The 26,431-nt window shown below is 68.6% G+C and carries 30 protein-coding genes and 2 tRNA genes; 15 read left to right on the top strand and 17 right to left on the bottom strand.

Annotated features, from left to right (window positions below; translation table 11 throughout):
• Positions 1 to 433: 433 nt before the first annotated feature.
• Together ASE35_RS13800 and ASE35_RS13795 are read left to right on the top strand one after the other, a co-directional pair.
• Positions 434 to 2,776 (top strand): proprotein convertase P-domain-containing protein, encoded by a 2,343-nt coding sequence (locus ASE35_RS13800; protein ID WP_057164200.1) that lies wholly within the window; start codon positions 434 to 436, stop codon positions 2,774 to 2,776.
• Positions 2,777 to 3,038: 262 nt separating this feature from the next.
• Positions 3,039 to 3,734 (top strand): glutathione binding-like protein, encoded by a 696-nt coding sequence (locus ASE35_RS13795; protein WP_057164199.1) that lies wholly within the window; start codon positions 3,039 to 3,041, stop codon positions 3,732 to 3,734.
• Between the two features lie 9 nt (positions 3,735 to 3,743).
• On the opposite strand, the gene ASE35_RS13790 is transcribed toward ASE35_RS13795, so the two are convergent.
• The 4 genes from ASE35_RS13790 to ASE35_RS13775 all read right to left on the bottom strand — a co-directional run bounded on the left by ASE35_RS13790 (position 3,744) and on the right by ASE35_RS13775 (position 7,902).
• The gene (locus ASE35_RS13790) at positions 3,744 to 4,895 is read right to left on the bottom strand and encodes a DUF2235 domain-containing protein (protein WP_057164198.1); all 1,152 of its coding nucleotides are present in this window, start codon (positions 4,893 to 4,895) and stop codon (positions 3,744 to 3,746) included.
• A gap of 63 nt (positions 4,896 to 4,958) precedes the next feature.
• The gene (locus ASE35_RS13785; protein WP_057164197.1) at positions 4,959 to 5,519 is read right to left on the bottom strand and encodes a nucleoside 2-deoxyribosyltransferase domain-containing protein; all 561 of its coding nucleotides are present in this window, start codon (positions 5,517 to 5,519) and stop codon (positions 4,959 to 4,961) included.
• A gap of 65 nt (positions 5,520 to 5,584) precedes the next feature.
• Positions 5,585 to 6,403, bottom strand: a complete 819-nt coding sequence (locus tag ASE35_RS13780; protein ID WP_056180670.1) for a hypothetical protein — start codon at positions 6,401 to 6,403, stop codon at positions 5,585 to 5,587.
• Between the two features lie 80 nt (positions 6,404 to 6,483).
• The gene (locus tag ASE35_RS13775) at positions 6,484 to 7,902 is read right to left on the bottom strand and encodes a PLP-dependent aminotransferase family protein (RefSeq protein WP_057160982.1); all 1,419 of its coding nucleotides are present in this window, start codon (positions 7,900 to 7,902) and stop codon (positions 6,484 to 6,486) included.
• 101 nt (positions 7,903 to 8,003) lie between these two features.
• Here ASE35_RS13775 and ASE35_RS13770 point away from each other — a divergent pair, with 101 nt between their 5' ends.
• Complete coding sequence (locus tag ASE35_RS13770) at positions 8,004 to 8,927, top strand: DMT family transporter (RefSeq protein WP_057164196.1); 924 nt, start codon at positions 8,004 to 8,006, stop codon at positions 8,925 to 8,927.
• 27 nt (positions 8,928 to 8,954) lie between these two features.
• On the opposite strand, the gene ASE35_RS13765 is transcribed toward ASE35_RS13770, so the two are convergent.
• The 9 genes from ASE35_RS13765 to ASE35_RS13730 all read right to left on the bottom strand — a co-directional run bounded on the left by ASE35_RS13765 (position 8,955) and on the right by ASE35_RS13730 (position 15,336).
• Positions 8,955 to 9,191 carry a hypothetical protein gene (locus tag ASE35_RS13765; protein ID WP_056180663.1) on the bottom strand — a complete coding sequence of 79 codons (237 nt, stop codon included), beginning with the start codon at positions 9,189 to 9,191 and terminating at the stop codon, positions 8,955 to 8,957.
• Positions 9,192 to 9,880: 689 nt separating this feature from the next.
• Positions 9,881 to 11,095 carry an RtcB family protein gene (locus tag ASE35_RS13760; protein WP_057164195.1) on the bottom strand — a complete coding sequence of 405 codons (1,215 nt, stop codon included), beginning with the start codon at positions 11,093 to 11,095 and terminating at the stop codon, positions 9,881 to 9,883.
• A gap of 55 nt (positions 11,096 to 11,150) precedes the next feature.
• Entirely contained in the window at positions 11,151 to 11,954 is an 804-nt protein-coding gene (locus tag ASE35_RS13755; RefSeq protein ID WP_057164194.1) for a hypothetical protein, read from the bottom strand.
• A gap of 105 nt (positions 11,955 to 12,059) precedes the next feature.
• Positions 12,060 to 13,190 carry a slipin family protein gene (locus tag ASE35_RS13750; protein WP_057164193.1) on the bottom strand — a complete coding sequence of 377 codons (1,131 nt, stop codon included), beginning with the start codon at positions 13,188 to 13,190 and terminating at the stop codon, positions 12,060 to 12,062.
• 392 nt (positions 13,191 to 13,582) lie between these two features.
• A tRNA-Phe gene (locus ASE35_RS13745) sits at positions 13,583 to 13,648 on the bottom strand.
• Positions 13,649 to 13,651: 3 nt separating this feature from the next.
• Positions 13,652 to 13,725: transfer RNA gene (locus ASE35_RS13740), tRNA-Leu, on the bottom strand.
• Between the two features lie 401 nt (positions 13,726 to 14,126).
• On the bottom strand, positions 14,127 to 14,249 hold the full coding sequence (locus tag ASE35_RS22205) for a hypothetical protein (protein WP_255356391.1): 123 nt from the start codon (positions 14,247 to 14,249) through the stop codon (positions 14,127 to 14,129).
• A 125-nt stretch (positions 14,250 to 14,374) separates the two neighbouring features.
• Positions 14,375 to 14,956, bottom strand: coding sequence for a cysteine hydrolase family protein (locus ASE35_RS13735; RefSeq protein WP_057164192.1), 582 nt, complete (start codon positions 14,954 to 14,956; stop codon positions 14,375 to 14,377).
• A complete protein-coding gene (locus ASE35_RS13730; RefSeq protein ID WP_057164191.1) occupies positions 14,953 to 15,336 on the bottom strand; it encodes an antibiotic biosynthesis monooxygenase in 384 nt (127 codons plus the stop codon). The genes ASE35_RS13735 and ASE35_RS13730 overlap by 4 nt, the downstream gene beginning before the upstream one ends.
• A 103-nt stretch (positions 15,337 to 15,439) precedes the next feature.
• Between ASE35_RS13730 and ASE35_RS13725 the strand changes: the two genes are divergently transcribed.
• Positions 15,440 to 15,880, top strand: a complete 441-nt coding sequence (locus ASE35_RS13725) for an Lrp/AsnC family transcriptional regulator (protein WP_056180646.1) — start codon at positions 15,440 to 15,442, stop codon at positions 15,878 to 15,880.
• A 79-nt stretch (positions 15,881 to 15,959) separates the two neighbouring features.
• Here ASE35_RS13725 and ASE35_RS13720 read toward each other — a convergent pair whose 3' ends face one another.
• A complete protein-coding gene (locus ASE35_RS13720) occupies positions 15,960 to 16,289 on the bottom strand; it encodes a DUF6249 domain-containing protein (protein ID WP_056180643.1) in 330 nt (109 codons plus the stop codon).
• Positions 16,290 to 16,464: 175 nt separating this feature from the next.
• On the opposite strand from ASE35_RS13720, the gene ASE35_RS13715 reads away from it, so the two are divergent.
• Positions 16,465 to 17,052, top strand: a complete 588-nt coding sequence (locus ASE35_RS13715) for a sigma-70 family RNA polymerase sigma factor (protein ID WP_057160975.1) — start codon at positions 16,465 to 16,467, stop codon at positions 17,050 to 17,052.
• A complete protein-coding gene (locus tag ASE35_RS13710; RefSeq protein WP_056180630.1) occupies positions 17,049 to 17,528 on the top strand; it encodes a hypothetical protein in 480 nt (159 codons plus the stop codon). The genes ASE35_RS13715 and ASE35_RS13710 overlap by 4 nt, the downstream gene beginning before the upstream one ends.
• On the opposite strand, the gene ASE35_RS13705 is transcribed toward ASE35_RS13710, so the two are convergent.
• Positions 17,525 to 18,121 (bottom strand): glutathione S-transferase family protein, encoded by a 597-nt coding sequence (locus ASE35_RS13705; RefSeq protein ID WP_057164190.1) that lies wholly within the window; start codon positions 18,119 to 18,121, stop codon positions 17,525 to 17,527. The two genes, ASE35_RS13710 and ASE35_RS13705, sit on opposite strands and share 4 nt — an antisense overlap.
• Before the next feature lie 198 nt (positions 18,122 to 18,319).
• Here ASE35_RS13705 and ASE35_RS13700 point away from each other — a divergent pair, with 198 nt between their 5' ends.
• Together ASE35_RS13700 and ASE35_RS13695 are read left to right on the top strand one after the other, a co-directional pair.
• Positions 18,320 to 18,874 carry a sigma-70 family RNA polymerase sigma factor gene (locus ASE35_RS13700; RefSeq protein WP_056180625.1) on the top strand — a complete coding sequence of 185 codons (555 nt, stop codon included), beginning with the start codon at positions 18,320 to 18,322 and terminating at the stop codon, positions 18,872 to 18,874.
• A 203-nt stretch (positions 18,875 to 19,077) separates the two neighbouring features.
• Positions 19,078 to 19,317 carry a RebB family R body protein gene (locus tag ASE35_RS13695; protein ID WP_055904532.1) on the top strand — a complete coding sequence of 80 codons (240 nt, stop codon included), beginning with the start codon at positions 19,078 to 19,080 and terminating at the stop codon, positions 19,315 to 19,317.
• 25 nt (positions 19,318 to 19,342) lie between these two features.
• On the opposite strand, the gene ASE35_RS13690 is transcribed toward ASE35_RS13695, so the two are convergent.
• The gene (locus ASE35_RS13690; RefSeq protein ID WP_157489468.1) at positions 19,343 to 19,969 is read right to left on the bottom strand and encodes a hypothetical protein; all 627 of its coding nucleotides are present in this window, start codon (positions 19,967 to 19,969) and stop codon (positions 19,343 to 19,345) included.
• On the opposite strand from ASE35_RS13690, the gene ASE35_RS13685 reads away from it, so the two are divergent.
• The 7 genes from ASE35_RS13685 to ASE35_RS13655 all read left to right on the top strand — a co-directional run bounded on the left by ASE35_RS13685 (position 19,962) and on the right by ASE35_RS13655 (position 25,705).
• Positions 19,962 to 20,423, top strand: a complete 462-nt coding sequence (locus tag ASE35_RS13685; RefSeq protein WP_056180621.1) for a hypothetical protein — start codon at positions 19,962 to 19,964, stop codon at positions 20,421 to 20,423. The two genes, ASE35_RS13690 and ASE35_RS13685, sit on opposite strands and share 8 nt — an antisense overlap.
• A gap of 86 nt (positions 20,424 to 20,509) precedes the next feature.
• Positions 20,510 to 22,759, top strand: coding sequence for a hypothetical protein (locus ASE35_RS13680; protein ID WP_057164188.1), 2,250 nt, complete (start codon positions 20,510 to 20,512; stop codon positions 22,757 to 22,759).
• 81 nt (positions 22,760 to 22,840) lie between these two features.
• Positions 22,841 to 23,068, top strand: coding sequence for a hypothetical protein (locus ASE35_RS13675; RefSeq protein ID WP_057164187.1), 228 nt, complete (start codon positions 22,841 to 22,843; stop codon positions 23,066 to 23,068).
• A 33-nt stretch (positions 23,069 to 23,101) separates the two neighbouring features.
• A complete protein-coding gene (locus ASE35_RS13670; RefSeq protein WP_157489467.1) occupies positions 23,102 to 23,680 on the top strand; it encodes a hypothetical protein in 579 nt (192 codons plus the stop codon).
• A 73-nt stretch (positions 23,681 to 23,753) separates the two neighbouring features.
• Entirely contained in the window at positions 23,754 to 24,074 is a 321-nt protein-coding gene (locus ASE35_RS13665) for a RebB family R body protein (RefSeq protein WP_055904514.1), read from the top strand.
• An 86-nt stretch (positions 24,075 to 24,160) separates the two neighbouring features.
• Complete coding sequence (locus ASE35_RS13660) at positions 24,161 to 24,520, top strand: RebB family R body protein (RefSeq protein WP_055904510.1); 360 nt, start codon at positions 24,161 to 24,163, stop codon at positions 24,518 to 24,520.
• A gap of 429 nt (positions 24,521 to 24,949) precedes the next feature.
• Entirely contained in the window at positions 24,950 to 25,705 is a 756-nt protein-coding gene (locus tag ASE35_RS13655; protein WP_056180607.1) for a Crp/Fnr family transcriptional regulator, read from the top strand.
• Here ASE35_RS13655 and ASE35_RS13650 read toward each other — a convergent pair.
• Complete coding sequence (locus ASE35_RS13650) at positions 25,702 to 26,406, bottom strand: YafY family protein (protein ID WP_056180605.1); 705 nt, start codon at positions 26,404 to 26,406, stop codon at positions 25,702 to 25,704. The two genes, ASE35_RS13655 and ASE35_RS13650, sit on opposite strands and share 4 nt — an antisense overlap.
• Positions 26,407 to 26,431 lie beyond the last annotated feature (25 nt).

Here is a 26,431-nt window from a genome sequence, read left to right as displayed (position 1 = left end):
GTCGCGGCCGCAGACGCAGGATGAAGAAGACTCCTCAGCCTAACGCCTGATTGCAACAAAGCTGCGACAGCATAGCCGGCGCGATCGTACACCGACGCAGGATCGGCGCATCGCGTTGTGATGCCCGCCACAGTCGCGCGGCCGCAACGCAACGATGATCCGCTGCGTTGTCGTCGGACCCCACAAGCGGCGCAGTCCGCTAGGGGCGCGAACACGCAGCGCAAGCGCGGGGGGCGCGTGCGCGGCGATTGCACCGACGGTCCGTGAGGGCCGTGCCGTCGGTGGACTGCAGTCCGTTACGCCGGCGCGCAGCGTCCGGCGGCGATCGGAGTCGCGTACCCGGTGGGGCCATTGCCCGCCGCGCGCAACGCCCTGAGCGCAGCGAACCGGCGCAAGCCGCACAGCCACGATGGAACCAACCAGGAAGATTCCAGTGAACAAGACCCACAAGGAACGGCTGCGCCTCGGCGCGACCGCGACGCTAGCGCTGGCAGGCGCGCTCGTACTCGCGCCGAACGCGGGCGCCGCGCAACGCACCCTGCAATTGTCGGAAGACGACGCGGTCACGCAAAGGATCGCGCCCGCGCGCGGCGCCTCGATGCTGGCCACGCCCGGCAACCGCGTCTGCCAGGCCGGCGCCAAATGGATACGCCTGGGCTTCAAGGCGCTGGAGCTCAAGCCGTACGACTCCCTGGTCATCCGCAGCTCCGGCGGCGATGTCTACCACTTCGAAGGCGCGCACTGGAACGGCCGCTCCTTCCACGCGCGCGCCTTGCGCGGCGATTGCGTCGAGATCCAGTCCTACTTCGGCAATCCCGACAGCCGTTACGAACTGGACAGCTACGACTACGGCACGCGCGCGCTGGCCGCCAGCCCGGTGATCGTGGCCGGCGCCGGCGACATCTGCGACAGCAGCGGCAACGCCTGCGCGGGCACCTCGGACCTGATCGTGGCGATCAATCCCACCGCGGTGTTCACCGCAGGCGACAACGCCTACAGCAGCGGCACGCTCAGCGAATACAACAACCGCTACGCGCCGACCTGGGGCCGCTTCAAGGCCCTGACCAGCCCCACGCCCGGCAATCACGAGTACAACACCAGCGGCGCCAGCGGTTACTTCGACTACTTCAACGGCGTCGGCGCGCAGACCGGTCCGGCCGGCGATCGCAGCAAGGGCTATTACAGCTGGGACGTGGGCGAATGGCATTTCATCGCCCTCAACACCATGTCCGGCGGCACCGTCGCCAGCGCCCAGATCACCTGGCTGCAGAACGATCTGGCCGCGAACACCAAGCCCTGCACCGCGGCCTACTTCCACCATCCGCTGGTGAGTCGCGGCAACTACACCGGCTACAGCCAGGTGAAGCCGTTCTGGGATGCGCTGTACGCGGCCAAGGCCGACCTGGTGCTGGTCGGCCACGACCATAACTACCAGCGCTACGGCAAGATGAATCCCAGTCAGGCCGCGGCCAGCGACGGCATCCGTCAGGTCCTGGTCGGCACCGGCGGACGCGCGTTCTACGGCCTCAACGGCAGCCATCCCCTGCTCGAGGCCAGCAACGCCAGCACCCACGGCGTGCTCAAGCTCAGCCTCACCGCCACGGGCTACACCGGCGAGTTCGTGCCCAAGGCCGGCAGCAGCTACACCGACAGTTTCAGCGGCACCTGCAACAAGGGCGCGCCGCCGGCCAACAGCATGACCCTGGACGCGGTGCGCGACGTCACCGTGAAGTCCAACGGCAGCCGCGACAACGGCGCGGTGCTGTACGCCGACGGCGACGACGCCGGCGTGCAGCTGCGCGGCCTGATGGGCTGGAACCTGGGCGCCGCGGCCGGGTTGGACATCACCTCGGCGACGGTCTCGCTCAACGTCAGCAACCTGTCCAACGGGGCCTACGATCTGTACCAGGTCACCGGCGCCTGGACCGAGGCCGATGCGACTTATGCCGGCGCGACCCTGGGCACCAAGCTGGGCACGGTCACGCCCAGCGCCACCGGCACCCAGACCATCGCGCTCAACGCCGCCGGCGTGCAGCTGGTCGAGAACTGGGCTTCGGGCGCGGTCGCCAATCACGGCGTGGTGCTGGTCAATGCCTCCGGCGTGATCGACGGCGTGGACTGGAGTTCGCGCGAAGGCGCCTCGGCGCCCAAGCTGACCCTGAGCTACACCGGCAGCGGCGGAAACGCGCCGCCGACGGCGAACTTCGCCTCGTCGGCCAGCGGCCTCAGCGTGGCCTTCACCGACAGCTCCAGCGACAGCGACGGCAGCATCGTCTCGCGCAGCTGGACCTTCGGCGACGGCACCACGTCGACCGCGACCAACCCCAGCAAGACCTATGCGGCGGCGGGCACCTACACGGTGGCCCTGACCGTGACCGACAACGGCGGCGCCAGCAACACCAAGACCGCCTCGGTCACGGTGACCGCCAGCGGGGTGCAGACCTACAGCAACACCGCCGACTACACCATCAGCGACAACGCCACGGTCGACAGCCCGATCACGGTCTCCGGTCGCAGCGGCAATGCCCCCAGCAACGCTTCGGTGACGGTGGCGATCGTGCACACCTATCAGGGCGACTTGAAGGTGGACCTGGTGGCGCCGGACGGTTCGCTTTACAACCTCCACAACCGCACCGGCGGCAGCGCGGACAACGTCAACAAGACGGTTACCTTGAACTTGTCCAGCGAGACGCTGAATGGGACGTGGAAGCTGCGCGTGAACGACAACGCCGGCGGCGACGTAGGCAAGATCGATAGTTGGAGCGTGACGTTCTGAGGCCTGGATCGATGCGGTACCGCTGAGGGCGCCGCAAGCGCCCTCAGCTCGGCCTCGTACCCCGGCCCGAGCGCACAGTGGTCGGGGGTGCGCGGAGTTTCTGCCGTAGCGGACTCAACCAGCGCGAGGTCGCGCTACCCGGCATCCGCTATTTGCAGGAAGATTCACCGGACGAGATCGGCCGCGCGCTGCGCGACTTCGTCGCCGAGGTCCGCGGCGACGAGGCGTACGATCCCGCCCATCCCCACGTCGGAGCGCGCTCATGATCGACCTGTATTTCTGGCCCACGCCCAACGGCCTCAAGCTCAAGCTGTTCATGCTCGAATCCGGGCTCGTGCATCGCCTGCTGCCGGTCAACATCGGCAAGGGCGAACAGTTCGATGCCGAGTTCCTGAAGATATCGCCCAACAACAAGATTCCGGCCCTGGTCGATCACGCCCCCGCCGACGGCGGCGCGCCGCTGGCGCTGTTCGAATCCGGCGCGATGCTGCAGTACCTGGCCGACAAGACCGGCCGCTTCCTGCCCAGCGACGCGCGCGCCCGCGCGCAGACGCTGCAATGGCTGTACTGGCAGGTCGGCGGACTCGGCCCGATGGCCGGGCAGATCGGCCACTTCAACATCTACGCGCCGGAGAAGGTGCCCTACGCGATCGACCGCTACACCCGCGAGACCCATCGCCTGTACGGCGTGCTCGATCGCAGGCTGGCCGGACGCGACTACATCGCCGACGCGTATTCGATCGCCGACATGGCCTGCTACCCCTGGATCGTGCCGCACGCCTCGCACGGGCAGTCCTTGCAGGATTTCCCGGAACTGCGGCGCTGGTTCGAGCGCATGCGCGAGCGCCCGGCGGTGCAGGCCACCTACGCCGACACGCCCGATGCCTATGCGCCCAACACCAGCATCAGCGACGAGCAGCGCCGGATCCTGTTCGGGCAGGGCGCGCCCACGCGTTGAGGCGCGCGCTCAGCGCACCCGTTGCGCGTCCTCGCGCAGGTTGACGGGCCGGTAAGTCGGGTCCAGCTCGCGGCGCAGGTACACGCTCTCGTGCACCAGCGCGCCCGCGCGCAGCGTGCGGGCGCGCTCGCGATGCGGTTGCCAGCGCCGCTGCCAGCGGCCATCGGCGGCTTGGGACCAACGCGGGATCGGCAGGCGTTCGGACAACTGCCACAGCCAGCGCCGGATTTCGTCGTGGCGCGGCGCCAGCGCGAATCGCCGCAGGGCCTCGTCGTCGTCGAGATCGGGCAAGCCGGCGTCGGCGCGCGCGCTGGGATCGCTGAGCAGGCCCGCGGCTTCCGCCTCGCGCAGCATCCAGGCCAGCGGGATACGCGCCAGCTCCAGCTCGCGCCCGCCCGTGGGGTAACCGCCGCCGACATCGCCGTGGCCGCCGGCGAACCAGATTTCGCGCACGTCCTGGCCCGGCGGCGGCGTGCGCGTCCACAGGTTCTGCACGAAGTTGCCGCGGCGCTCGTCCAGCGCCATGGCCTGGCGCACGGTGGCGACGCTGGGATTGGACGCGGTGTGGCTGTACACGCGCGGCAACCAGGGCAGACCGACCGAGCTGACCGTGTCCCACAAGCCGAGGAAATGCACCGGCACGCGCCGCGAATAGCTTTTGCGGAAACTGCGGATGCGGCGGAAGTAATCGCGCAGCGCCTGCTGCTGGCGCGGCGGCGGCGCCGCGGTCCGGCGCGGTGGCGTGGGCATGCTCGCATAGGCTTGCCAGGCGAACGCGACCATCTCGTGCATGCCCGGTTGCAGCAGACCCACCGTGTTGAGCATGCCGGCCAGCACGCGCACCGAATAGGCGCCGCGGCTGAAGCCGAACAGGTACAGGCGGTCGCCTTCGCGGTAGGCGTCGGACAGGAATTCGTAGGCCGCGCAGACGTGCCGCTGCAGCATCCAGCCGCTGGCCGAGTCCAACCCCATCAGCACCCGGCGCCGCATCGGGCCGAGCACGCCGATCGGCTCCAGCGTGCCCACGCCGGGCTGGTAGTAGGTGAGCTGCGACTGGGACTTTTCGATCAGCCGGTACAGGCGCTGCACATGGGTGCGCGCGTCGGCGGGGGAATTGTTGGTGCCGTCCAGGCAGACGACGATATTGCGTGCTGCGCTCATGCATGGCCTCGCATGGGTCGATCAGTATGGACCGGGCTCATCGCACAGCCTGAGACCACGCGCCTAGCGTTGCCGGCGCAGTTCGGCCAGGCGCGCGCGCACGCCGGCGATCAGCGCGTCCAGCGATTCGTAGCGCGGCACGCCGTAGCGGTCGGCGGTGATATCGACGTTGCCTTTGCGCCAATAGCCTTCCGGACAGGCCAGCAACACTTTGCCGGAGGGCGCGTGCAGGCCCAGTTCGAGCAGGGTGATCGGGCTCTGCGAGGCCGGCGCGAAATACATCAGGATCACGTCGGCGCGGTTGAGCGCGCTCAGTTCCCACTCGACTTGTTTGCGGAATTCCGGCTCCGCGGCGGAGGGCTTCCAGGCCGGGTTCCAGTCTGCGCGGCGCGGATTCAGCAGCACCACGCCTTCGTCGGCCAGGGCCTGCTCGACCCGGGCCTGCCAGTTCTCGCTGCCGCCCATGTCGATGGTGCCGGCCAGAAACACCTTGATGCGGTCGTCGGTGGGCAGCGGCTGCGGCGAGGTGACCGTGACCGACGCGGGCGCCGGCGGGGGCGGAGCCTCGGCGGCCAAGGCGGGAGCGGAGCTCAGCAGCAGCGACCACAGCAACAGGGTTTTCATCGCGACCTCGGGCGGGACAGTGGGGCGCGCCGCACGGCGCGCCCGCAGTCTAGCCCAGGGTCGGCTTACTCCAGTACGCCGGTCAGGGCGGGTTTCCAGCATTTCCTGGCGATCGCCTCGAAGCCGCTGGCGACCGGGTGGATCTCGTTCTCCCACTGCGACGCGGTCTTGAGCGTGCCGCGCGAATCGACCAGGCGCATGTTGGCGTTCTGCGACACGAACGCGCGCAGCGCGCGCGCGAACTGATCGACCAGCCAGCTCGTGACCACGCGCTGGCCCTTGGGATCGGTGAGCCCCACATTGTCCAGGAACGGCTTGACCCAGGGCCCCATGGTGAACGGCCCGAGCTTGAACGCCTTACCGCTGGGGAAGATGTAGTCGTAGGTGTGCACGTAGATGATGGTGTCGCGCGAGAGCAGGTCGCGCATCTGCACCACTTCCTTCATGTCCTTGATCGCGTAGCGCAGCGCGTGCTCGAAGGTTTCCAGGCGGATGTGGTCGAACACCTCCGGCGGGATCTCGCCCCAGGGCCCCGCGCCGGTGGATTGCGGTTGCGCGGCGGTCTTGACGAACTCGCGCAGTTCCTCGCCGACGATGTCGTTGCCGCCGTTGGACAGCAGGATCGCGTCGAAGCCGAAGGTGCCGATCTCGCGCTGGATGCGCGGCAGCGCCGCCTTCCACATCGCGCTGTCGCGGCCGGCCACGCCCTCGCGCAGGAACAGGGTCCGCTTGAACAGCCGCGCGATCTGCTTGTTGAGGTCGGTCGGATGCGGCACGTACTGGAACCAGGAGTCGCCGAAACACAGGGCGCGCCTGGCGTCGGGATGCTTCTCGATCGCCGCCGGATATTTGCTCAGGACCAGATTGTTGTTGCCGATGTTCATGCTGCACTCCCTGTGCGGTGGTTCCCTCATGCTCCAACGCCGGCCGTCGCGATGGGCGGACAGCGGTCGCGGTTTCGCCCTCAGTCGGCCAGCGCGGCGGCCAGTCCGCCGACCGTGCGCAGCGCGGTTTCGACCTGCTCGCTCCAGGGCTGGCCGCAGCTCAGGCGCAGGTGGCGGTCGTAATCGCCGCGGTTGGAGAACAGGTGCCCGGGCAGGGTGCCGATGCCGCGCGCGAGCGCAGCTTCGAACACCGCCTGGCCCTGGACCTGCGGCGGCAGCTCCAGCCACAGCGCCATGCCGCCGGCCGGCGCGCTCACGCAGGTGCCGGCCGGCCAATGCAGCGCGATCGCCTCGCGGTAGCGCTGAGCGTTGATAGCTAATTCGCGACGCAAGCGGCGCAGGCCGCGGTCGAAGTCGTGGCGTTCCAGGTACTCGACGATGGTGAGCTGCGACAGCGTCGAGGTGGCCACGGTCGAGAAGCACTTCGCGCGCAGCAACGCGGTCGCCCAGCGACCGCCCAGCACCCAGCCCACGCGCAGGCCCGGTGCCAGCATCTTGGAATAGGAGCCGCAGGTGATCACGCCGCCGCCCTCGTCGTAGCGGCGCAGCGGGCTGGGGCGTTCGCCGGAATAGGCGAGCTCGCCGTACAGATCGTCCTCGATCAGCACCGTGCCGTGCGCGGCGCAGGCGGCGACGATGCGGCGCTTGTCCGCATCGCCGGTGAGGCTGCCGACCGGATTGTTGAAGTTGGGCACCAGCACCGCCGCGCGCACCGCATGCCGCTCCAGCAGTTCGGACAAGCGGCTGGGATCGATGCCCTGACCGGGGCGGTTGGGGATCTCGATCACGCGCAGGCCGAGTTCGGCCACCGCCTGCAGCAGGCCGTAATAGGTCGGGGTTTCGACCAGGACCACGTCGCCCGCGCGCGCGACCGTGCGCAGGGACAGGCTGATCGCCTCCATCGCGCCGGCGGTGATCACGATCTCGTCGGGGTCCACGTCGACGCCGCACTGCGCGTAGCGCTGGGCGATGCGCGCACGCAGCGGCGCCAGGCCCTGCGGCACCGCATAGCTGAGCGCGGCTTGGGCATTGCGGCGCATCACCCGCGAGGCCGCCGCGGCCAGCGCGGCGGTGGGCAGCAGCGAGGGCGCGGGCGTGGCCGCGTGCAACGAGATCAGGTCGCAGCGGCCGAGCACGTCGAGCACGCCGAGCAGGGCCGGGTTGCGGATCGGCTGCGGCGCGCGCGGACGCCGATGGCTGCTCGCGCGCGGCGCCGGCGCCGCCGGCGCGCGCACGTAATAGCCCGAACGCGGACGCGCCTCGATCAGGCCCTCGCGCTCCAGTTGCAGATAGGCCTCGACCGCGGTGGCCAGGCTGATGCGCTGGTCGCGCCCGAGCCGGCGCAGCGAGGGCAGGCGTTCGCCCGCGCGCAGCGCGCCGCGCTGGATCTGGCCGCGCAGGCGCTCGGCCAGGCGTTCGTAAAGCAGCTCGTTGGCCATGGTGGGCCTCCCGACAGGCCCGGCGCCTGCCCATCTGTACCGGTCGAAACCGAGTCTAACTGAATCTGTACCGGTCGCGCGCGCGGCCCTAGCCTGCTCGCATGAACCCGACCGCCGCCCCCGCCGTCACCCCCGCCGAATCGCGCACCGCGCTGATCCAGCTGTTCGTCGCCGAGATCCTGATCGGTTCGGTCGGCGTGTTCGCCCACGAGGGCGGCCAGGACGCGATCACCACGGTGTTCTTCCGCTGCGTGTTCGGCAGCGTCTTCCTGATCGCCTGGGGCCTGGCACGCGGCCACCTGCGCGGGCTCGGCGGCGAGCCCGCGCTGATCCGCGCCGCGATCGTCAGCGGCGTGTTGCTGGTGTTGAACTGGGTCGCGCTGTTCGCCGGCATGGCGCGCTCGTCGATCGGCGTGGCCACCATGGTCTACCACTTCTTCCCGTTCGCGATGCTGGCGATGGCGGCGTTGTTCTTCGGCGAGCGCACGCGTCCGGCCGACTGGGCCTGGACCGCGCTGGCCTTCGTCGGCGTGGCCTGTTCGGCCGATCCGATCAAGCTGTGGCGCAGCGCCGATGCCGGCTATCTGCTCGGTATCGGTCTGACTTTCGTGGCCGCGCTGTTGTGCGGCGCCTCGCTGATTCTGTCGCGCCGGATCAGCCGCGAGCGCCCGTTCGCGGTGGTGCTGATCCAATGCCTGGTCGGCGTGTGCATGCTGGCGCCGTTCGCCGACTACGCCGCCGTGGCCGATATCGGTCCGCACTGGTATTGGCTGGCCGGCCTGGGCCTGATCCACAGCGGCGTGTGCTACGTGTTGTTCTACTCGGCCTATCCGCGCCTGCCGGTGGTGACGATCGCGGTGCTCGCCTTCGTCTATCCGGTGATCGCCCTGCTGCTGGATTACCTGCTCTACGGCAGCGTCCTGAGCGGCGTGCAACTGCTGGGCGTGGCCTTGATCGTGTTGGGCACGCTGGGCGTCAACCTGAAGTGGCAATGGCCGCGGCGGTCGCAGCCGGTCGAGGCCTGAGCGCGGCCGTTCGCCGCGCGCGCCGCGCTACAACCGGATCGCCCCGTGCCAGGCGGCCTCGACGTGGTCGACCACGTCCGGCCATTGCGCACGCCGATAACCGCGCATGCGCGCCCAACCGGCGGCGAGTTCGTGTTGTATGTCGGTCCAGGCGCGTTCGGCGTGGTGCCGACGCGCTTCGATGCCGTAGGTAACGGCCAATTCGCGGTCCTCATGCGACAGGGTCGCGTGAGACGACGCGGCATCCAATGCCAGATCGTTCATGGCTCCACCTCTCCTTGAGCGGGCCCCTGCCAGGACGACGATACGCCCGGCCGGTTAACTATCCGTTACCCGCGCGGCGCTGACGAGGGGGAGAATCGCGCACCGTGTCGCAATCCGGCGGTTACGTTTTGTTGCGTTCGCAAAATTGCGACGGACGGCGGTCTTGGACCGCCGATTCGGGCTGGTCGCGCGGCGGGCGCCAGGCAAAGGAATCCCCGCTTAGGCGGGGATTCTCTAGAGAGCTAGTTATAGGCCCTTCGCTACTCTCTCGGCGGGCGCCGTCTGGTGATGGCGATGATAACGGCGATCACGCCGCCAATAGTGAGCAGGATCGACCAGTGCCAAAGGCTTAATCCAAACATGCTCACTCCTCCAGAAAGTTCGGCGCTATGTGATAGTTACTCAGTAATGAGAACAGTCGAGCGTTTGGCCGTCTCACGTACAGTTAACCCGATTTGAGCCGCTCCCGGCTCCAGTGATTGGGATGCCTCCCCACTTCCACAGACTGTCAGCATCATCGTGCCTCAAGTAGGCCCGGGATAGTACTGTGGACCTCGCCCGACTAGCACTACGGACTACTTGGGCGTGGTGTTATGTGGTTATTTTGCACGCGCTTGGTGTGGGCCTAAGGGCATCGCAAAAAAAGGCGCCGCCCCTCGCGGAGCGGAGCCCGCTCATGGTGACCGGCCTTACCCCTTGATGCAGATCACCTGGCGCAAGGTATGCAGCACTTCGACCAGATCGGTTTGCGCGGCCATGACCGCGTCGATCGATTTGTAGGCCGCCGGCGATTCGTCGATCACCGCCGCGTCCTTGCGGCATTCGACGTGCGCGGTGGCCTCGCGGTGCTGCTTGAGGGTGATGCTCGCGCGCGCCTGGGTGCGGCTCATCACCCGGCCGGCGCCGTGGCTGCAGCTGTGGAAGCTGTCCGCATTGCCCTTGCCGCGCACGATATAGCTGCGCGTGCCCATGCTGCCCGGGATGATTCCCAGCTCGCCCGCGCGCGCGCTGACCGCGCCCTTGCGGGTGACAAGCAGGGACTCGCCGTGATGCTGCTCGCGCTGCACATAGTTGTGGTGGCAGTTGACCGCCATCTTCTCCAGTTGGAACTTCGGCAGGCGCTGGCGCAGCTCGTGCAGCACGCGCGCCATCATCGCCTCGCGGTTGTGGCGCGCGTAGTCCTGCGCCCACGACACCGCCTCGACGTAGTGCTCGAACAGGGGCTCGCCCTCCAGGAAGAAGGCCAGGTCCTTGTCGGGCAGGTGGAAGCCGAGCACGCGCCGCTCCAGCTCGCGCCGGGCCAGCTCGATGAAGTAGGTGCCGATCAGGTTGCCGGTGCCGCGCGAACCCGAGTGCAGCATCACCCACACCGCATCGGCCTCGTCCAGACAGATCTCGATGAAGTGGTTGCCGCCGCCGAGCGTGCCCAGCTGCTTGTCCACCTTGTCGTAGCGGATCTTCGGATGGCGCGCGCGTACGGTCTCCAGCCGCGCCATCAGCCCGGACTGCGCGAGCCGGGTGTCGATGCTGTCGGGTCGCTTGCGGTGATCGCCGCCCGGGCCGTTGCCGACCGGCACGCTGCGTTCGATCGACGAGCGCAGCAGGGCCAGGCTGTCGGGCAAGTCCTTGGCGCGCAGGGTGGTGCGCACCGCGGCCATGCCGCAGCCGATGTCGACGCCGACCGCGGCCGGGACGATCGCGCCACGCGTGGGCACCACCGATCCCACGGTCGCGCCCTTACCCAGATGGACGTCGGGCATCACCGCCACCCAGGGCCCGACGAAGGGCAGGGCGGCGATGTTCTGCAACTGGCGGTGGGCCTGCTCGTCCAGCGGCACGCCGCGCACCCAGCCCTTGATCGGCGTGGCGTCCGGCGCGTGCAGCAGTTCGTATTGAGGACTCATGATGTTTCTCCTGTGCGGTGGCGCCGCGACTTGCGCGGCGCCACCGATTGCTTCTCTAGTGCAGGCGTTCGCCATCGTGGTTGCGCAAGCCATAACGCTGCAGCTCGTGCCGATTCAGCTGGCGCTTGCTGCGCGCGTACAGGCCACTGCGGCCGTAGGGCTTGCAGGCCTCGCAAGCGCGATGCCCGCAGGGCTTGCCGATCCGGCGGGCCGGACGCTTGGCGATCACATCGAACGGCATCGTGAACTGGGCCGGCCCGCCGCGCACGCTCGTCAGCGCGGCCGTTTCGGGCAACGCGGCCAGTTCGACCTCGTACCAGATGCCGTCGATGCGGCGCAGCTGATGCAGTTCGTCGACGCGACGCAGATCCGGCGACGCCTGCGCCGCGCGTTCGACCGCGCGCCGACGCCGCAGCGCACGCCTGGCCGCGATCGCCTCGCGGTTGTCCAGCAGCAGGCCGCTGTCAGGATCCACGTACAACTTCGGCGCCCAGGGATCGCTCAGCGATTTCAGGCCGCCCCAGCCATGATCGAGGTGGAGCCTGCCGTCGAACACGACCACCCGCAGCGCGACGAACTGGTCGAGGTGCTGGTGGATGTGCTGCTGCACGGTGTTGCGGCGGTCGATGCGCGCGCATAGCTCCGAGTAGACCTGGTCCCAGCGCCGGCCTACCTGCGTCTCGAGGTAGCGCCGCAGCGGGTTGAGGTTCTCGTTGAGCCACTTGTGCGAGCGATGGCGGAACTTGAGGCTTTCGTGTTGGATTTGGTCCTCCGGATCGGTCGAGGGGCGGCGTTCGCTGCTGTAGCGACCTCCGCGCCGCGGCCGTTCCACGATGACCTTGTACATGTCCTTACGCATAAGGGTTTCCAATGGAATGGGATGCGATGGCCGCTCCCTGGGGAGCGGCGTTCTCGGTGTGGGGCGGCGGCCGAGTCGTCATCCGGGATTCCACGGATCACCCCTTCAGCCGCCGCTCTTGAGGCTGACCAGCTGCTTGAGCACGCCGTCCAGGCCGCCGAAGACGGTGAGCTTGTCGATCTTCTCGGTGACCTTCTCCAGCGCCTCCAGCTCCTTCAGGCGCATCAGCGTCGGGCTGTCCTCGATCAGCTTGGCGGTGTTGAGCAGGCTGCGCGTGGCGTTGGCCTCCTCGCGGCGGCGGATCACGTTGGCCTGGGCCGTCTTCTCCGCTTGCACCACGCCGTTGAGGATCTCCTTCATCTCGCCCGGCAGGATCACGTCCTTGACACCCACGCCCAGCACCTCCAGGCCGAGGCCATCGAGCTGATCGCGCACGTAGCCGTAGATGTCGGCATCCAGCGAGGCCTTGTCGCCGAGCAGCTCGTCCAGGGTCTTGGCCGAGACCGCCTTGCGCAGGCCGTACTGCAGCTCGCGGTACAGGTAGTCGTTGACCTTGGCGACCTTGCTGCGCGTGGCGACCGCATCGGTCACGCGCATGCTCGCGGCCAGGTTCACGCGCAGCGATACCTTGTCGCGCGTCAACAGTTCCTGGCCCGAGACCTCGACCGACTGCACGCGCAGCTCGACCAGCTCGACGGCGACGTTCTTCTGGAAGTTCCAGTAGGCGTAGCTGCCGGCGTCCAGCGTGCGCACCAGCTTGCCGTCGACGTAGAGCAGACCGGCCGATTCGTTGGGCACGGTCACCGCCAGGGCGACGCGATCGAGCAGGCCGATCTGGCGCAGACGCTGAGCGATGTCGCTGCGCAGCTCCAGTCCCGCCGACAGGGTCGTGGCGACCACCTCGATCGGGACCAGGCCCTTCCAGTACAGCTTGCGCGAGCCCGGCGCGAGCAGGTCCTCGAGCTTGCCGTTCTTCATCACCAGGCCAACCTGGTCGACGCCGATGTCGGCCAGGGCGAAGTGCTCGTCCAGGCGCGCACCCAGCGCGGCCACCAACGCGTCGGTGTCCTTGCCGGCGTATTCCGGCTTGGCGATGTCGTGCAGCACCACCTCGGTGCGGCCGCGCCAGTCGCCGATGCGATAGACGCCCGGTCCGAGCACGCGCTCGAAACGGCGGTTGCGGTAGATCAGGGCGCGCTCGGCGTCGCCGACCACGACCCGCTTGTTCCAGAACATGACGATTTCTCCTTGGGTGTTCTGCGGGTTTCGATCCGGTCGTGTGGACGGCGCGCGACCGGATCGTTCGTCGCGCGCTGGGTGGAGGCCGCGGTCGCACGCGCACGCGGCGACCGCAAAGTGGAAAGGGGTGGAAGCGCCCCCGACGGCGTCGGCGCGGAACCCGCGCGCGCTCGGCGCGGTCCGTGGCGGAGCCGGTGCGCGACGCTGTTCCGTCGCGTCCGGCCGTCCGCCGCGGTCCGTCGCCTCGTGGGCGCGGGTCCGGCGTCGTCGCCGCTGCCTTGTTCCGTCCATCGCCGCGCCGAAGCGCGGCGGCGGTCGAAACGCCGCAAGGGGCGTTTCCGGGTGGGGACTTTCGTCCCCGGTATCACCGACTGCTTAAGAGGCAGTTTTGGAGCGGGATTTGAACCCGCGACACTCGGAGTTTTGATCCGATGCTCTACCCATCTGAGCTATCCAGTGGCGACGTGCCGGATTCGAACCGACGACCCGCGGACGCTATGTCCGCTGCTCTACCTAGCTGAGCTAACGTCGCTGTTCGAAACACCGCTGGCGCACCACGGCATACGCCACGGCAGGGCCGCGCGCACCGGACGGGATGCGAACCCGTGCCGCTGTGGAACGTTCGATCGATGTTTCGCATTGGCGTCTGTCACCAGACGCCAATTCGTGCGGGCGCATGCGCCCTATGCCTTGCGATCTCCCACCGCACCGCCCGTGCCGAAGCATCCGGACACAGCGCCTCGCGGCGCCTCGACGGCATTGCCCCTGCGGCGCGCAAACGCGCGCGGATGCTTCGGGGCCGGCTGGAAACCGCTGAATTTAGGGGGTGTGATCCTTGGCGAGCGCGAAAAACAAAACGCCCCCGGGTTTCGAATCCGAGGGCGTTCGCGTTCCTCGGGAGGTCGGGGTCACCGACCTCCCGCATAGGCAAGGTCAGTGTGGAGTGCGCAGCTGCGCTTCGATGCGATCGCCGACGTTCATCGGCGCGCACGCGTCCTTACCGTGGCGCAAGGGCCGCGGCTGGAGCGATTTGGCGATGTCGATGAAGAGGTTCATGGCGGAAGATTCGAAGTCTGCGTGTGGCCGCGCTGGGCCGAGGTGGCGCACATTACGCCCGTTAAAATTTAGTTGCAAGACCGTTCGTCGCCTCATCAACGGTCGTTGCGATGCATGCGTCGCGATCACGCCGCGTGCGACCGCGCATGCAGCGACGCGATCACGTCCTGGCTATCGACGACTTCGGCGAACTCGGCGCGCAACGTGGCCAGGTGCGCGCGCGCGATATCGTCGGCGGCGATGACGCGGCCGTGTTCGTCGCGCAGATCGAAACAGGCGCAGGCGTCGGCGACCACGAGCACGCGATAGCCCAGGTTGGCGGCCACGCGCGCGGTGGTCGATACGCACATGTCGGTGCTGATGCCGAACAGCACCACGCAGTCGATGCCGAGCCGGCGCAGGCGCAGATCCAGATCGGTGCCGATGAAGGCGGCGTTGACCGACTTGCTCACCAGCGCTTCGTCGGGCAAGGGCTCGAACCCGGGCCGGAATGCGTTGCCCGGATGTGAGGGCTGCAAGGACGAGCCCTCGATCACCGAGTCGTGACGGACGTGGATCGGCGTCAGGCCGGCTTCGCGCCAGGCGGCGAGCAGGCGCAGGCCGTTGGCCTCCATGGCCGGATTGTTGCGCGGGCCCCAGGGCGGATAGTCGAAGCCCTGCTGTACGTCGATCGGAATCAGGGCAGTGCTGCGCGGGTCCAGCTTCATGGCGTGGTCTCGTCGGGTTGGGTGGGAGTGGGGCGTGGGCCGCCGTAGGCGCGCTCGACGCGGGCCACGCGTTGTTCGAAGCGTTGGTACCAGAGGCGATGGCCGCGCTCACGCGCGAGTGTGTGTTCGGCGTGCATGCGCCAGGCCGCGATCGCGGCCTCGCTGTCGAAGTAGGCCACGGTGATGCCGAAGCCGCTGCCGTCGCGCGTGGATTCGTAGCCGAGGAAGCCGGGCTGTTCGACCACCAACTCGACCATGCGCTCGGCGGTGGCCGCATAGCCGGCCTCGTCGCGGCCGTTGCGCTGCGAGGAGAAGATCACCGCGTAGTAGGGCGGCGGGGGCAGCGCGGCAAAGCGCTGGCTGCGGTCGGTGTCGGACATGGCGTGCACGCGGCAGGGGGGTGACGGCTACTGTGCGCACTCGCCGGCGCCGGTCTCAACCCGGCACAATGCCGGTCGCACCGACATATCGCCGGATCCGACCATGAAAGCGCTGGACGCCACCGATCGCCAGTTGATCGCCCTGCTGCAGGACAATGCGCGGCTGTCCACCGTCGCCTTGGCCAAGGCGGTGGGCCTGTCGCGCAGCACCGTGCAGGAGCGCCTGCAGCGGCTAGAGGCGGGCGGGGTGATCGCGCAGTACACCGTGCGCCTGGGCAAGGACGGCGACCCGCTGCAGGCCTGGCTGTTGGTGCGTTATGCGGACGGCTTCAGCTGCGACGACGTGATGCCCTTGCTGGCGCAACTGCCGCAGCTGCGGTTCTGCCACAGCGTCGCCGGCGAAATCGATCTGATGGCGCTGGTGCAGGTGGAGTCGCCGGGCGCACTGGCCGATCTGCGTGAGGTGGTGATGGCGATGAAGGGCGTGGACGATGTCACCACGATCCCGGTGCTGCGCACCATGCTGGATCGCATGAGCGGCTAGCGCGAGGCGCGCACGCGCCGCCAGGGCGCGTGCGTGCTGGCCCGGGCGCATCCGATCGCGCGGATGCGCCGGCCCGCATTCACGAAAGGCGGCGCGAAAGCGCGTAGTAAGCCAGGTTGCCCAGGCCGGTCGCAGCCAGCAGCAGGGCGATCACGCCAGGGGTCACCTCGCGCCAGCCGAAGGCCTCGATCAGGCCGAAGGCGACGGCCAGGGTGAGGGCCAGCACGCCCCAGCGCAGCGAGGCGTGGCGGCGGCGCTGATCGTCGCCCTGGACCAGCGAGCGGATCAGTTCTTCCGAGCCGCTGCCTTGCTGGATCAGCTTGCTGCGGAAACGGGCGTCGACCACGAACTTGATCGCGTAGGTGATGCAGAGGAACAGGGTGATGGGGATGAGGGAGTCTAGATCCATGGCACGGTCTCGGGTTTGGGGCTCGGGGCAATGGATACGGCCACAGTCGGAACGGTTGCAGACCCCAGCATGGCCGGCCGGCGGCCACCGGTCCAGGCGGGGGCGGGCGGCAGTTCTCAAAAATTGTGCTCCGGCATTGCAACCATTCGCCCCCGGGACGTATCCACTGCCCTAGATGACCGCCCCGCCGCCCGCCGCCAACGACGATCGCGCGCTCGTGGACGCCGTACTGGCGCGCGCGCCGGGCGCGTTCGAGCGTCTGGTGCGCGAGTACCAAGGCCTGTGCTGGCACATCATCCAGCGCATGGTCCGCCAACCGGACGACACCCGCGAGCTCTGCCAGGAAGCGTTCCTGCGCGTGCACCAGTGCCTGCACCAGTACCGCTACGAGAGCGCGCTGAAGTCCTGGATCGGCCAGGTCGCCTACTCGGTGGCGAAGCGCCATCTGGAGCGCAAGCGCATCCCCATCCTCGAGGTCGCCGACGACGAGGACGCGCTGTCGCCGCTGGACCAGGTCAGCGACGGCTTCGACCTGGAGGCGGCCTGCGCCGACGCCGAGGTCGCCGCCGCCCTGCACGCCCAGATCGAGGCGCTGCCGCCGCTGCAGCGGACCTTGCTGACCCTGTATCACTTGGACGAGGTGCCGATCGTCGAGATCGCGCGCATCACCGGCCTCGCCGAGGGTACGATCAAGAGCCATCTGTTCCGGACCCGGGCCTTGCTGCGCGAGCGCCTGCAGTCCAGCATGGGAGTCACCGCATGAACATGTCCCACACTCCGCCACCGCCCGACGATCGCGAGCAGCGCGAAGCCCAGGAATGGCTGGCGCAGGAGCGCGCGCTGCGCGACGAGCGCGCCGGCCTGCCGATGGACGCCGGCGATGCGCGCGTGGCCCAGTACCGTTTGCTGGTGCGCGCGCTGCGCGCGCCGGCGATGGAGCCGCTGCCGGCCGATTTCGCGGCCCAGGTGGCGCGTCGGGTCGAGGCCAGCGCCACGCTCGGCGACCGCCTCGAACAATGGCTGCTCAACGGCTTGATCCTGGTCATGGCCGCGGTTGCGCTGTACGTGGTCGCCAGCTACGGCGGCGCGTGGTGGGACGCGATCGCCGCGCCGCTGGCGCGGATGCCGTCCGGCCTGGGCGCCTGGCTGCCGGTACTGGGGCTGTGCGCGGGCGGCACCTGGCTATGGGACCGCATGTCCGATTTCGGCGGTCGCGACCGCCACGCGCGCACCGCCTAAGCGTAGGCCGACGCGCGATAGCGCTGGAACGCCGGCCGCGCCGCGATCCGCGTCAGGTACGCCTTGAACGCCGGCCGCTCCGGGATCGTCCCGAGCAGTCGCATGCCCCGATCCAGGCCTTCGGCCCATTGCGTGTCGGCCGCGCTGTAGCGCGCGCCGGCGGCGTAGGCGTGCGCGCTTAAGCGCCGTTCCAGATAGGCCAGCATGTCTTCGTAAGCGCCGAACGGGAATGCGCGCGACGCGTATTGCCAGCCCAGCGCGTGCGCGGTCAGGCAAGGATCGAACACGGCGTCGGCGTACACCAAGGCGCTCAGATACGCTGCGCGCATGGGGTCGTCGATCGCCGGCGCGAGGCCGGCCTGCGGAAACGCATCGGCCAGATAGACGCAGATCGCCGCGCGTTCGATCACCACCACGCCGTCGTGCACGATCGCCGGCACCTTCTTGTGCGGATGGATCGCGCGGTAGCTTTCCGGCGCGCCGTCGTCGGCGTGGATGTCGATCTCGAGGATGTCGTAGGCGACGCCCAGTTCCTCGAGCAGATAAAGAATGCTGGAAGAGCGCGATCGCGGCGCGTGATAGAAGGTCAGCATGATCGGCCTCGGACATGGCGCGGGAACCCGGCGGACCGGGCGCCGGAAGCGCGCCCGCCACGGGGCTTTTGTAAGCGAGGGGGCTGACAGGTTTTGTCAGTAGTGGAAAATCGCCCCGCTGTGTCACCCAGGTAACAGCCTTTCCGTGAGCGTCTCACCAGACTCGCCTGTGTGTACTCAACACAGGAGGTGTTGGTGATGAACAAGCCGGGCGATGGATCGCAAGAACTGGGCCTAGCCGACGAAATGTTCGTGAAAGCCTGGCGAGCGACCAAGCCGGAGCTCGACCGGCGCGCCCGCCGGCTCTCGGACGGCCACCGCGACCGCGCCGACGACTTGCTCGCCAACACCGCCATCAAGGCCCTGTTGTTCATGCGCCGCTCGCCGGACGCGATGAGCGACCCCGAGGGTTTCCTGTTCGTGGTGCTGCGCCACGTGTTCCTGGACAGCGTGCGCCGCAACGGCCGCGACGGCGAGGTCTTCGACCGCGGCGTCGACATCGAGGCCGAGGGCGTGGCCCAGGGCCTGGACCTGTCCGCACTGCAGCGCATGGAGCTGGAGGAGCAACTGGGCCGGGTGATCGCCGCGGTCGCCTCGCTCAGCCGCGACCAGAAGCGCTTGTTCGTCTACCGCTTCATCGACGACCTGCCGTACCCGGCGATCGCCGAGCGCCTGGCGATCAACCAGCCGCTGGCGCGCAAGCGGGTCCAGCTGCTGCGCGAGCGGATCAAGGTCGCGGTGGATCGCGATTGAAGGCGCGGCCGCGTTCACAGAATCGGACGCGGCGCGTTTAACCCATAGCTATCGCATCAAACGCCGCACGCCGACGCCGCCTCCGCGCCGTCGTACGGCCACAGGACGCCGCGCGTGCCGGGTTTCGGGCACGCGCGGCGGAACGCCTCGGCGCGGCGCTGGTCGGGGACTCCATCAAACACGCGACTCCCAAGGACAGGTCCATGGCCGACACCACGCCCGTGAATTCGCAAATTACCGATGCCGTCACCCAGACCAACGTCAAGGTCGTGGCCGAGGCCCCCGCGCAGGCGATCGCCGCGCTCTACCAGGTCGCCAGCCACTCGGCCGGCCTGTCGTTGCAGAACGCCGTTCACAGCCAGCAAGTGCTCAACCAGATCTCGACCGCGGTGGTGTCCAAGGCGGTCGGTCTGATCATGGCCATAGGCGAGAAGTCGTCATGACGGCCCCCGCGACAACGGACGTTGATTAGGGGAGTAGCGCCATGCCTTTCTGGAACAGGAACAAACCGCCTACCGCATCCGCGACGACGCCGGCGACGCCCGGCTCGCCGACCACGCCCGCAACATCCGCAACACCCGCTGCTCCGGCGGCCGCGGCCATGCCTGCCGATCCTGCGACGCCCGCGACGGCGACCACCGCGGACACGGCTGCGACGCCCGCGATCACGCCTGCCGCGGAGGCCGATGCAGGCGCCACGCCGAGTGCGACCACCGCCGCGGCGGGGGATGCCGCGAGCGGTTCCGGCACGACGGGCTCCGCTGCGACAGGTTCCGGCACGACCGACGCGGGTACGACCGGCGGCGGTACCACGGGATCGGCTACGACCGGCAGCGGCAGCACCGGGGCCGGGACCACCGGTTCCGGTTCCGGCACGACCGACGCGGGTACGACCGGCGGCGGTACCACGGGATCGGGTACGACCGGCAGCGGCAGCACCGGGGCCGGGGCCACCGGTTCCGGCGGTGGCGGATCGGGCGGTGGCGGCTCCGGCACGACCGGCTCTGGCACCGCATCGGATCCGCCGACGCCACCGGTCACCCCGCCCGCGCCGCCCGCGCCGCCGCCGCCCAGCGTGCTGGCGACGATGAACACCCAGATGCTGGCCCAGTCCGCCGCGGCCAACCCGCCGACCGACGCGCTCAATCAGAAGATCGTGCAGGCCGTGCAGCTGAGCAACGCCGAGACCGCGCAGTACGCGCCGTCGCAGATCGCGATCCCGCCCAACATGATGATCACCCAGGCGGCCGGCCTGGTCGCGCAGTCGGCGGCGGCCTACTTCGACGGCGTCAGCAAGCTCGCATTGGCCAGCCAAGGCATCTTGCTCAAGGAGATGACCCAGAACCTGGTCGAGAACCAGTTGGAGAAGGCCGCCGAGGACGCGCTAGGCGTGCTCGCCACCGACATCCTGATGGGCGCCGCGGCCGCGGTCGCCGCCGCCGCCGGTGCGATGGAGGCCGAGGCCGCCAGCTTCGCCATCGATCGCATCGACCAGAGCATCTCCAAGTACGCCAGCGTGCTGCAGAACCACAAGAGCGCGTCGTCCTGACCTGACGCCCCCCGCGAGAGCGCGTCGCCGCGATGCGCTCCGGACCCGAATGCCGCCTTGCGGCGCAGACCTTAGGAGCCCCGTCCATGGCCTTTTTCTCTCTGACCAAGCCGGTCGCGATGCAGCAGTATCCGTTCGACTATCACAGCCACTTCGGCGGCATCCTGCCGGTGGAGGGCGTGCTGGACGCATCCACCGACTATCAGATCAGCTACCGCACCGCGAAACTGCAGCGGCCGGTCGAAGTCAGCCTGCCCAAGGGCCAGCGCCTGTCGCTGGTCGGGATCATGGGCGGTACCGGCAAGTACGCGATCGAAGAGGGCACGGTGGTGCTGTTCGATCTGGCGCTGCAGATGATGATCGAGGGCAATCCGCTCACCATCGTGGCGACCAAGGCCAACAAGGCCCAGTACGAGCGCGGCGAATGCGCTGCCGAGTCGATCTACGTCGCCTGCGTGGTGCTGGCCAGGCGTTGGGCCCTGTCGTCGGCGATGTTGAACGCCTCGGCCACCAGCCCGGAGCTGTACGAGGAGATTCGCGGCCTGCTGCGCGCACGCGTGCAGCCGGACCCCAGCGGCCCCTACAACCCCGAGCTCATCGCGATCCTGCGTTACTTCAACAACAAGATCTACAGCGCCAACAAGTACACGCCCTTCGACGACTGCTACAAGACCCGTTCCAGCCTGATGAAAGCGGTGATGCGCGATCCCAAATACGCGGGCCGCTACGACCAGTGGATGCTGGCGACCTACGCTTATCTGTATCAGAGCGGCGTGCGCTGCAACCAGGCCGCGATGGGTTTCGACGAGATCGAGATCGCCGACCAGATCGCGCAGTCCTTCAACGCCCTGTACCCGAAGGACCCCAGCAACTACCGCCTGCTGGTGCATACCTCGGCCGGCTACATGCCGGGCGAGCGCCTGAGCGCCGAGCTCACCGAAAAAATCCTGCCGCTGCTGGTCGAGCCCGGCCCCAGCACGGTGATCGGCATCGACTTGTTGGGCACCGAGACCAAGGTCGCCGACTACAAACAGTTATTCAAATTCCTGTTCGAGAACCAGGCCGCGCTAGGCAAGTGCTTCGGCACGGGCAAGGGCGCGCGTTCGGCGCAGCTGATCTGCCACGTGCATTGCGGCGAGGGCGCGGCCTCGACCGCGGACAACCGTTCGATGATCGGCTACTACTACGCCAACGCCGCCGAAGCGCCGAACGAGACCTTCTATCCCGCCTATTCCGCCTACATCGCGCGCGGCCTGGCCACCGCCCAGGGCCGGCGCGACGACGAACCGCGCGGCAGCCGCGGCGCCACGCCGCGCAAGAAGAGCGACGTCGCCGGCCTGTTCGACGAGCTGTTCCGCAGCGATTCCCTGACCCACGGCGGCTGCACCCTGCGCCGCTTCGACATCAACAGCCCGGCCAGCATCGCGATCGTCGCCTACAACGGCAAGCGCAGCGAAATGGCGATGAGCGAATCGCTGGACACCGTGCCGGCGACCCAGTCGCAGAGCTGGTACAGCTTCTTCTCCGGCAGCCAGCAGTTCGCGATCCGACTCGGACACGCGTTCTATTACCGCAACTACATGGCGCAGCGCTATCCGCTGATCGCTTTCGACACCAACCTGGGCAGCAACGCGATCACCGGCGCCTCCGGCCTGTTCGACTCGGTCGAGGGCTATCGCATCAATCGCGGTTTCCGCCATCTGGACGGCTACATCGACACCGACGTGCTGCATCAGGCCGGAAACGCCGTGGCCTACCTGGGCGCGAACGCGCTGGAGCAGGCCCAGGTGGCGCAGTTCATCGCCATGGTGCGCGCGCAGACCAGCGTGGCCGATGTGCTGAACGATCAGGCCAACAAGACCTGGCTGTACGGCGAGCTGACCGCGGGCATGGCGCCGATCTGCAACCAGAGCAACATCGCGGGCTACTACCAGCTGTATTGCGAGCTGGTGCTGCAATTGGCGGGTCAGACCACGATCAAGTCCTACTGGTTCGACGCCTTGACCCGCGTGCTGACTTTGTTCAACAACTGGCGCTCCTACCTGCTGGGCGCCGACGGTCAGGGCGTGGAGCACACCGACATCCAGGACGAGTTCCTGCGCATGGTGATCCTGCTGGCCTACCAACTGTTGCCCGCCGGTCAGACCCGCGTACTCGACCAGACCATGGTGTCGCTGCAGCAACTGGTGCTGAACATCGCCACCGACTACTGGAAGACCACGGTCGATCCCAACGTCACCCTGGTCCTGTCGGACGGCCTGGGCCTGGAGGCGATGGACGGCTTCAAGTCGCCTGCCTCGGTGGTCACGCTGCGCCGCCCCAAGCCGAAGAAGTGAACGCCATGCGTCCGGCTGCGGCGCGGACGCCTCTCAGCCCGGCCGCGCGGCGCGCGCGGCGGGCACCGCCAGGAGCTTGCGATGAACGACCTCGTCGAACACCTGCTGCACGAAGAGATAGACGGTCCCGACGCGCCGACCGCGCCGGGGAAATCGCCGGATTCCTCGGCGCCCGCATCGCCGCCGGTATCGCCACCCGCGACCGCCGTGGCCGACAAGGCGCTCGACCCCGAGCTGGTGAAAGTGCTCGAGCGCCTGATGCAGCCCGATGTGCTGCGCGCGCTCACCCAACTGCTGCGTGCGCGCTGAGCGCCCGTGCCCCTGACAGCCGCGAGTAGTGCCATGACCGTAAGCCGGAACGAGTTGACCGAGCAGGTGCATGAGTTCGCGCGCCAGTGGCTGGGTCACGACCTGGACGAGGACGAGCGCAAGCAACTGGCCGAGTTCCTCACCACCCTGAGCGCGAACGAGGCGGTGCTGGGCGGCTATACCGACCAGGCCCGGCGCCATGCCGCCGATATCGTCGATCAGGGCCGGCAGCGCGTGGAGGCGGCGATGAAGACCGTGCTCGGCGCCGCCAACGCCCCGCCCGCCGACGCCGCCGCGCCCGCCAAGGGCGCGGCAAAGGCGGCCCCGCTGACCCGCGAGGAGCAGGCGATCCTGCGCTTGCTGGAGTCGTCGCGCACGCTCGGCGACCTGCGGCCCTCGCAGCTGAAGGGCGCCGGCGAGGGCGAAACCGCGGCCGCGCAGCTGGCGATCGCGCAGATCGCCGACCGCCTCGCGATCCTGATCAAGGCCGAAGTCGAGGCCTGTTTCGAGCGCCAGTACGGCCCGCTCACGCGCCAGATCGAGGCCGTGCTCGAAGCCGGGCGCGCCGAGGCCGGCGCCCGCAAGTCCCCGTCCGCCGCGTCGTCCGCCTGATTCACAAGGCGGGTTCCGCAGCGTTCATTGAAACGTACGGCATGGGCCGTACACGACCCCGAGGAGTTAAACCATGGCTTTCCCGACCGCCGTCAACGATCAGATCACCGATGCCGTCACCCAATCCAACGTCAAGGTCATCGGCGAAGCGCCAGCCTTCGCGATGGGCTCGATCTACCAGAGCCTGGCGCACTCGACCGGCATCCTGTTCCAGAACGCGATCGCCGCGCAGCAGCAGCAGAACACGCTGGCGCAGGCCGCCGCCAACCAGGGCGTGATGCAGATCTACAGCCTCGACACCACCGCTGCCGCGGGTGCGACCGAGAAGGTCGCCCAGACCGGCGTTTCCGACAACCTGACCAGCCTGCTCACCGTGCTCAACGCCTTCAAGTAAGGGATCCCCGGCCGATGGCCACCGCGCCATCTGCCGGATCTCCCAGGCGCGCATGTTCCTGACGACCGCATAACGAGGATGACCTCATGGCATTTCCCACCGCCGTCAACGACCAGATCACCGATGCCGTAACCCAGTCCAACGTCAAGGTGATCGGCGAAGCGCCGGCCTTCGCGATGGGCTCGATCTACCAGAGCCTGGCGCACTCGACCGGCATCTTGTTCGAGAACGCCGTAGCCGCGCAGCAGCAGCAGAATACGCTGGCGCTGGCCGCCGCCAACCAGGGCGTGATGCAGATCTACACGCTCGACACCACGGCCGCCGCGGGCGCGACCGAGAAGGTCGCTCAGACCGGCGTGTCCGACAACCTGAGCAGCCTGATGACCGTGCTCAAGGCCTTCACCGGTACCAAGCCGGTCAAGGGTTTGAACAGCGGTTCTCCGTAACGCGGAAGGCGTCGGGCGCGACACCCGACGCCGGACGCAAGGGATGCGGCGGCCCCCGATGCCGCGTCCGCGAGGCAGTCCGCCGGCGCCCGCGCCGGCAGTCGGCCCCGCACCAGCCCGGATGCGTCGCCGCCCACGCGGCCTCGCTCCGGACCCAGGGAACGACCGCGAACGAACCGCAGGCGGCCCAATGGATGGGCGCCCGCCGATCGCGGCAGAGGCCGGCGCAGCTACGGTTGGCGGCGGCAGGGGATCGAATATGGATCGTTCGTCACGCAGCGGCGGCCTACGGCACCGGCGTCGCGTAGGCTGCATGCTTGCCCATCGCCGATCGTCCGGCAGCGACGGCCATACGGCGGTCGCTTTCGCGTTTTCGGCCTCTCGTGCCGGCGCGCGCCCCCCTTCGCGCGTGTGGTCGTGCGCATGTGCATGACGCTGGACCGTTCCGCCAACGCACGCGCAAGGCAGTTGATTCTGGAGCAATCCCCGCTGTTTCAGGGCTTGCCCGACACCTTGCTCGAGCACGTCGCCCGCAACGCCACCGAACGCACGCTGCGCGACGGCCAGGCCTTGTTCCTCAAGAACGATCCCAGCGATTTCCTGGCCCTGGTCGCGCGCGGTCGGATCTACAAGATCCTGTACGGCCCCGACGGCCAGGAACTGATCGTCGACACCATCGAGGCCGGCGAGACCGTCGACGAAACCGCCTTGCTAGACGCCAAGGACCGCAACTTCACCGCCATCGCCTACGGCCCGGCGCGCGTGCTGCTGCTGTCGCGGCGGCATTTTCCGGCGCTGACCTCCGAGCCGGTGCTGCTGGAACGCGCGCACGCGACCTTGTGCCTGCGACTGCGCAAGGCGGTCGACAGCCTGGAGACCATGTGCCTGCATCGCCTGGAGTCGCGCCTGGCGCGCTATCTGCTGTCGATCATGCACGACGGCGGTCGCGCCGCGGTCGACGGCTTCGAGGTCGCGCTGCCGCCGACCCAGAGCATCCTGGCCGCGATGGTCAACGCCAGCCGGCCGAAGTTGAACGCGCAGCTGCAGACCTGGCATCGCAGCGGCCTGGTGAGCCGACGCCGCAACATCCTGCGCATCAACGACATCGACCAGTTCCGCTGCAAGGCCTATCTGGGTCGCGATTTCGTGCGCGCGGAGCCGCGTGCGCGCGCCAAGCCGAACTAGCGTTCGTCGGCGGGCAGGTGGGGCGCGTACAACTGCGCGACCATCTCCTTGAGCAGCGCGCCGCGCCGCCGCGGCAGCGGCTCGGGCAGCACGTCCAGGGAGGCGATGCGGTCGAGGCGGAAATGGCGGTAGTCGCCGCGCAACTCGCACCAGGCGCCGACCACGCGCGCGTGGTCGAAGAAGGCCAGCGCCAGCGGCCAGATCGTGCGCTCGCTTTGCTGGCCGTCGCCGCCGCCGTAGCGGATGCGCAGCTTGCGTTCGTCGCGCATGGCGTCGCGCACGCGCTGCATGGTGGTGGGCGCGCCGCGCTGGGCGTTGCTGGGCGACACCCACAGGCCGATTTCGCCGATCGCGTCGCGCAGGTCGCGCGGCGCGGCCGCGGCGATCTTGGCCAGCGCATTACTGGCCGCCAGCGACAAGGCGCGATCGTCCTGGCGTTGCACCCAGCGCGCGCCCAGCACCAGCGCCTCGATCTCGTCCTGGGCGAAGTTCATCGGCGGCAGGAAGAAACCGGGCCGCAGCAGATAGCCGACGCCGGCCTCGCCGTCGATGGGCGCGCCCAGGCTGACCAGGGTCTGCACGTCGCGGTAGATCGTGCGCAGCGATACGCCCAGCTCCTGCGCCAGGCTGGCCGCCGCGATCGGCTGGCGGTGCCGGCGCAGGGCCTCGATCAGGTCGAACAGGCGTTCGGTACGGCTCATGCGGTCGTGGCGGCGGGGTCGGCTG

The sequence above is a fragment of the Lysobacter sp. Root916 genome (assembly GCF_001429785.1).
Lineage (GTDB): Bacteria > Pseudomonadota > Gammaproteobacteria > Xanthomonadales > Xanthomonadaceae > Lysobacter.
The sequence above is the reverse complement of the archived record's forward strand: the minus strand, read 5'-3'. Positions and strand labels throughout refer to the sequence as shown.

Coding starts and splice junctions, on each gene's coding strand:
- ASE35_RS13795 (WP_057164199.1), top strand. CDS start 3,039: ATGATCGACCTGTATTTCTGGCCCACGCCCAACGGCCTCAAGCTCAAG.
- ASE35_RS13790 (WP_057164198.1), bottom strand. CDS start 4,895: ATGAGCGCAGCACGCAATATCGTCGTCTGCCTGGACGGCACCAACAAT.
- ASE35_RS13785 (WP_057164197.1), bottom strand. CDS start 5,519: ATGAAAACCCTGTTGCTGTGGTCGCTGCTGCTGAGCTCCGCTCCCGCC.
- ASE35_RS13780 (WP_056180670.1), bottom strand. CDS start 6,403: ATGAACATCGGCAACAACAATCTGGTCCTGAGCAAATATCCGGCGGCG.
- ASE35_RS13775 (WP_057160982.1), bottom strand. CDS start 7,902: ATGGCCAACGAGCTGCTTTACGAACGCCTGGCCGAGCGCCTGCGCGGC.
- ASE35_RS13770 (WP_057164196.1), top strand. CDS start 8,004: ATGAACCCGACCGCCGCCCCCGCCGTCACCCCCGCCGAATCGCGCACC.
- ASE35_RS13765 (WP_056180663.1), bottom strand. CDS start 9,191: ATGAACGATCTGGCATTGGATGCCGCGTCGTCTCACGCGACCCTGTCG.
- ASE35_RS13760 (WP_057164195.1), bottom strand. CDS start 11,095: ATGAGTCCTCAATACGAACTGCTGCACGCGCCGGACGCCACGCCGATC.
- ASE35_RS13755 (WP_057164194.1), bottom strand. CDS start 11,954: ATGCGTAAGGACATGTACAAGGTCATCGTGGAACGGCCGCGGCGCGGA.
- ASE35_RS13750 (WP_057164193.1), bottom strand. CDS start 13,190: ATGTTCTGGAACAAGCGGGTCGTGGTCGGCGACGCCGAGCGCGCCCTG.
- ASE35_RS22205 (WP_255356391.1), bottom strand. CDS start 14,249: ATGAACCTCTTCATCGACATCGCCAAATCGCTCCAGCCGCGGCCCTTG.
- ASE35_RS13735 (WP_057164192.1), bottom strand. CDS start 14,956: ATGAAGCTGGACCCGCGCAGCACTGCCCTGATTCCGATCGACGTACAG.
- ASE35_RS13730 (WP_057164191.1), bottom strand. CDS start 15,336: ATGTCCGACACCGACCGCAGCCAGCGCTTTGCCGCGCTGCCCCCGCCG.
- ASE35_RS13725 (WP_056180646.1), top strand. CDS start 15,440: ATGAAAGCGCTGGACGCCACCGATCGCCAGTTGATCGCCCTGCTGCAG.
- ASE35_RS13720 (WP_056180643.1), bottom strand. CDS start 16,289: ATGGATCTAGACTCCCTCATCCCCATCACCCTGTTCCTCTGCATCACC.
- ASE35_RS13715 (WP_057160975.1), top strand. CDS start 16,465: ATGACCGCCCCGCCGCCCGCCGCCAACGACGATCGCGCGCTCGTGGAC.
- ASE35_RS13710 (WP_056180630.1), top strand. CDS start 17,049: ATGAACATGTCCCACACTCCGCCACCGCCCGACGATCGCGAGCAGCGC.
- ASE35_RS13705 (WP_057164190.1), bottom strand. CDS start 18,121: ATGCTGACCTTCTATCACGCGCCGCGATCGCGCTCTTCCAGCATTCTT.
- ASE35_RS13700 (WP_056180625.1), top strand. CDS start 18,320: ATGAACAAGCCGGGCGATGGATCGCAAGAACTGGGCCTAGCCGACGAA.
- ASE35_RS13695 (WP_055904532.1), top strand. CDS start 19,078: ATGGCCGACACCACGCCCGTGAATTCGCAAATTACCGATGCCGTCACC.
- ASE35_RS13685 (WP_056180621.1), top strand. CDS start 19,962: ATGAACACCCAGATGCTGGCCCAGTCCGCCGCGGCCAACCCGCCGACC.
- ASE35_RS13680 (WP_057164188.1), top strand. CDS start 20,510: ATGGCCTTTTTCTCTCTGACCAAGCCGGTCGCGATGCAGCAGTATCCG.
- ASE35_RS13675 (WP_057164187.1), top strand. CDS start 22,841: ATGAACGACCTCGTCGAACACCTGCTGCACGAAGAGATAGACGGTCCC.
- ASE35_RS13670 (WP_157489467.1), top strand. CDS start 23,102: ATGACCGTAAGCCGGAACGAGTTGACCGAGCAGGTGCATGAGTTCGCG.
- ASE35_RS13665 (WP_055904514.1), top strand. CDS start 23,754: ATGGCTTTCCCGACCGCCGTCAACGATCAGATCACCGATGCCGTCACC.
- ASE35_RS13660 (WP_055904510.1), top strand. CDS start 24,161: ATGGCATTTCCCACCGCCGTCAACGACCAGATCACCGATGCCGTAACC.
- ASE35_RS13655 (WP_056180607.1), top strand. CDS start 24,950: ATGACGCTGGACCGTTCCGCCAACGCACGCGCAAGGCAGTTGATTCTG.
- ASE35_RS13650 (WP_056180605.1), bottom strand. CDS start 26,406: ATGAGCCGTACCGAACGCCTGTTCGACCTGATCGAGGCCCTGCGCCGG.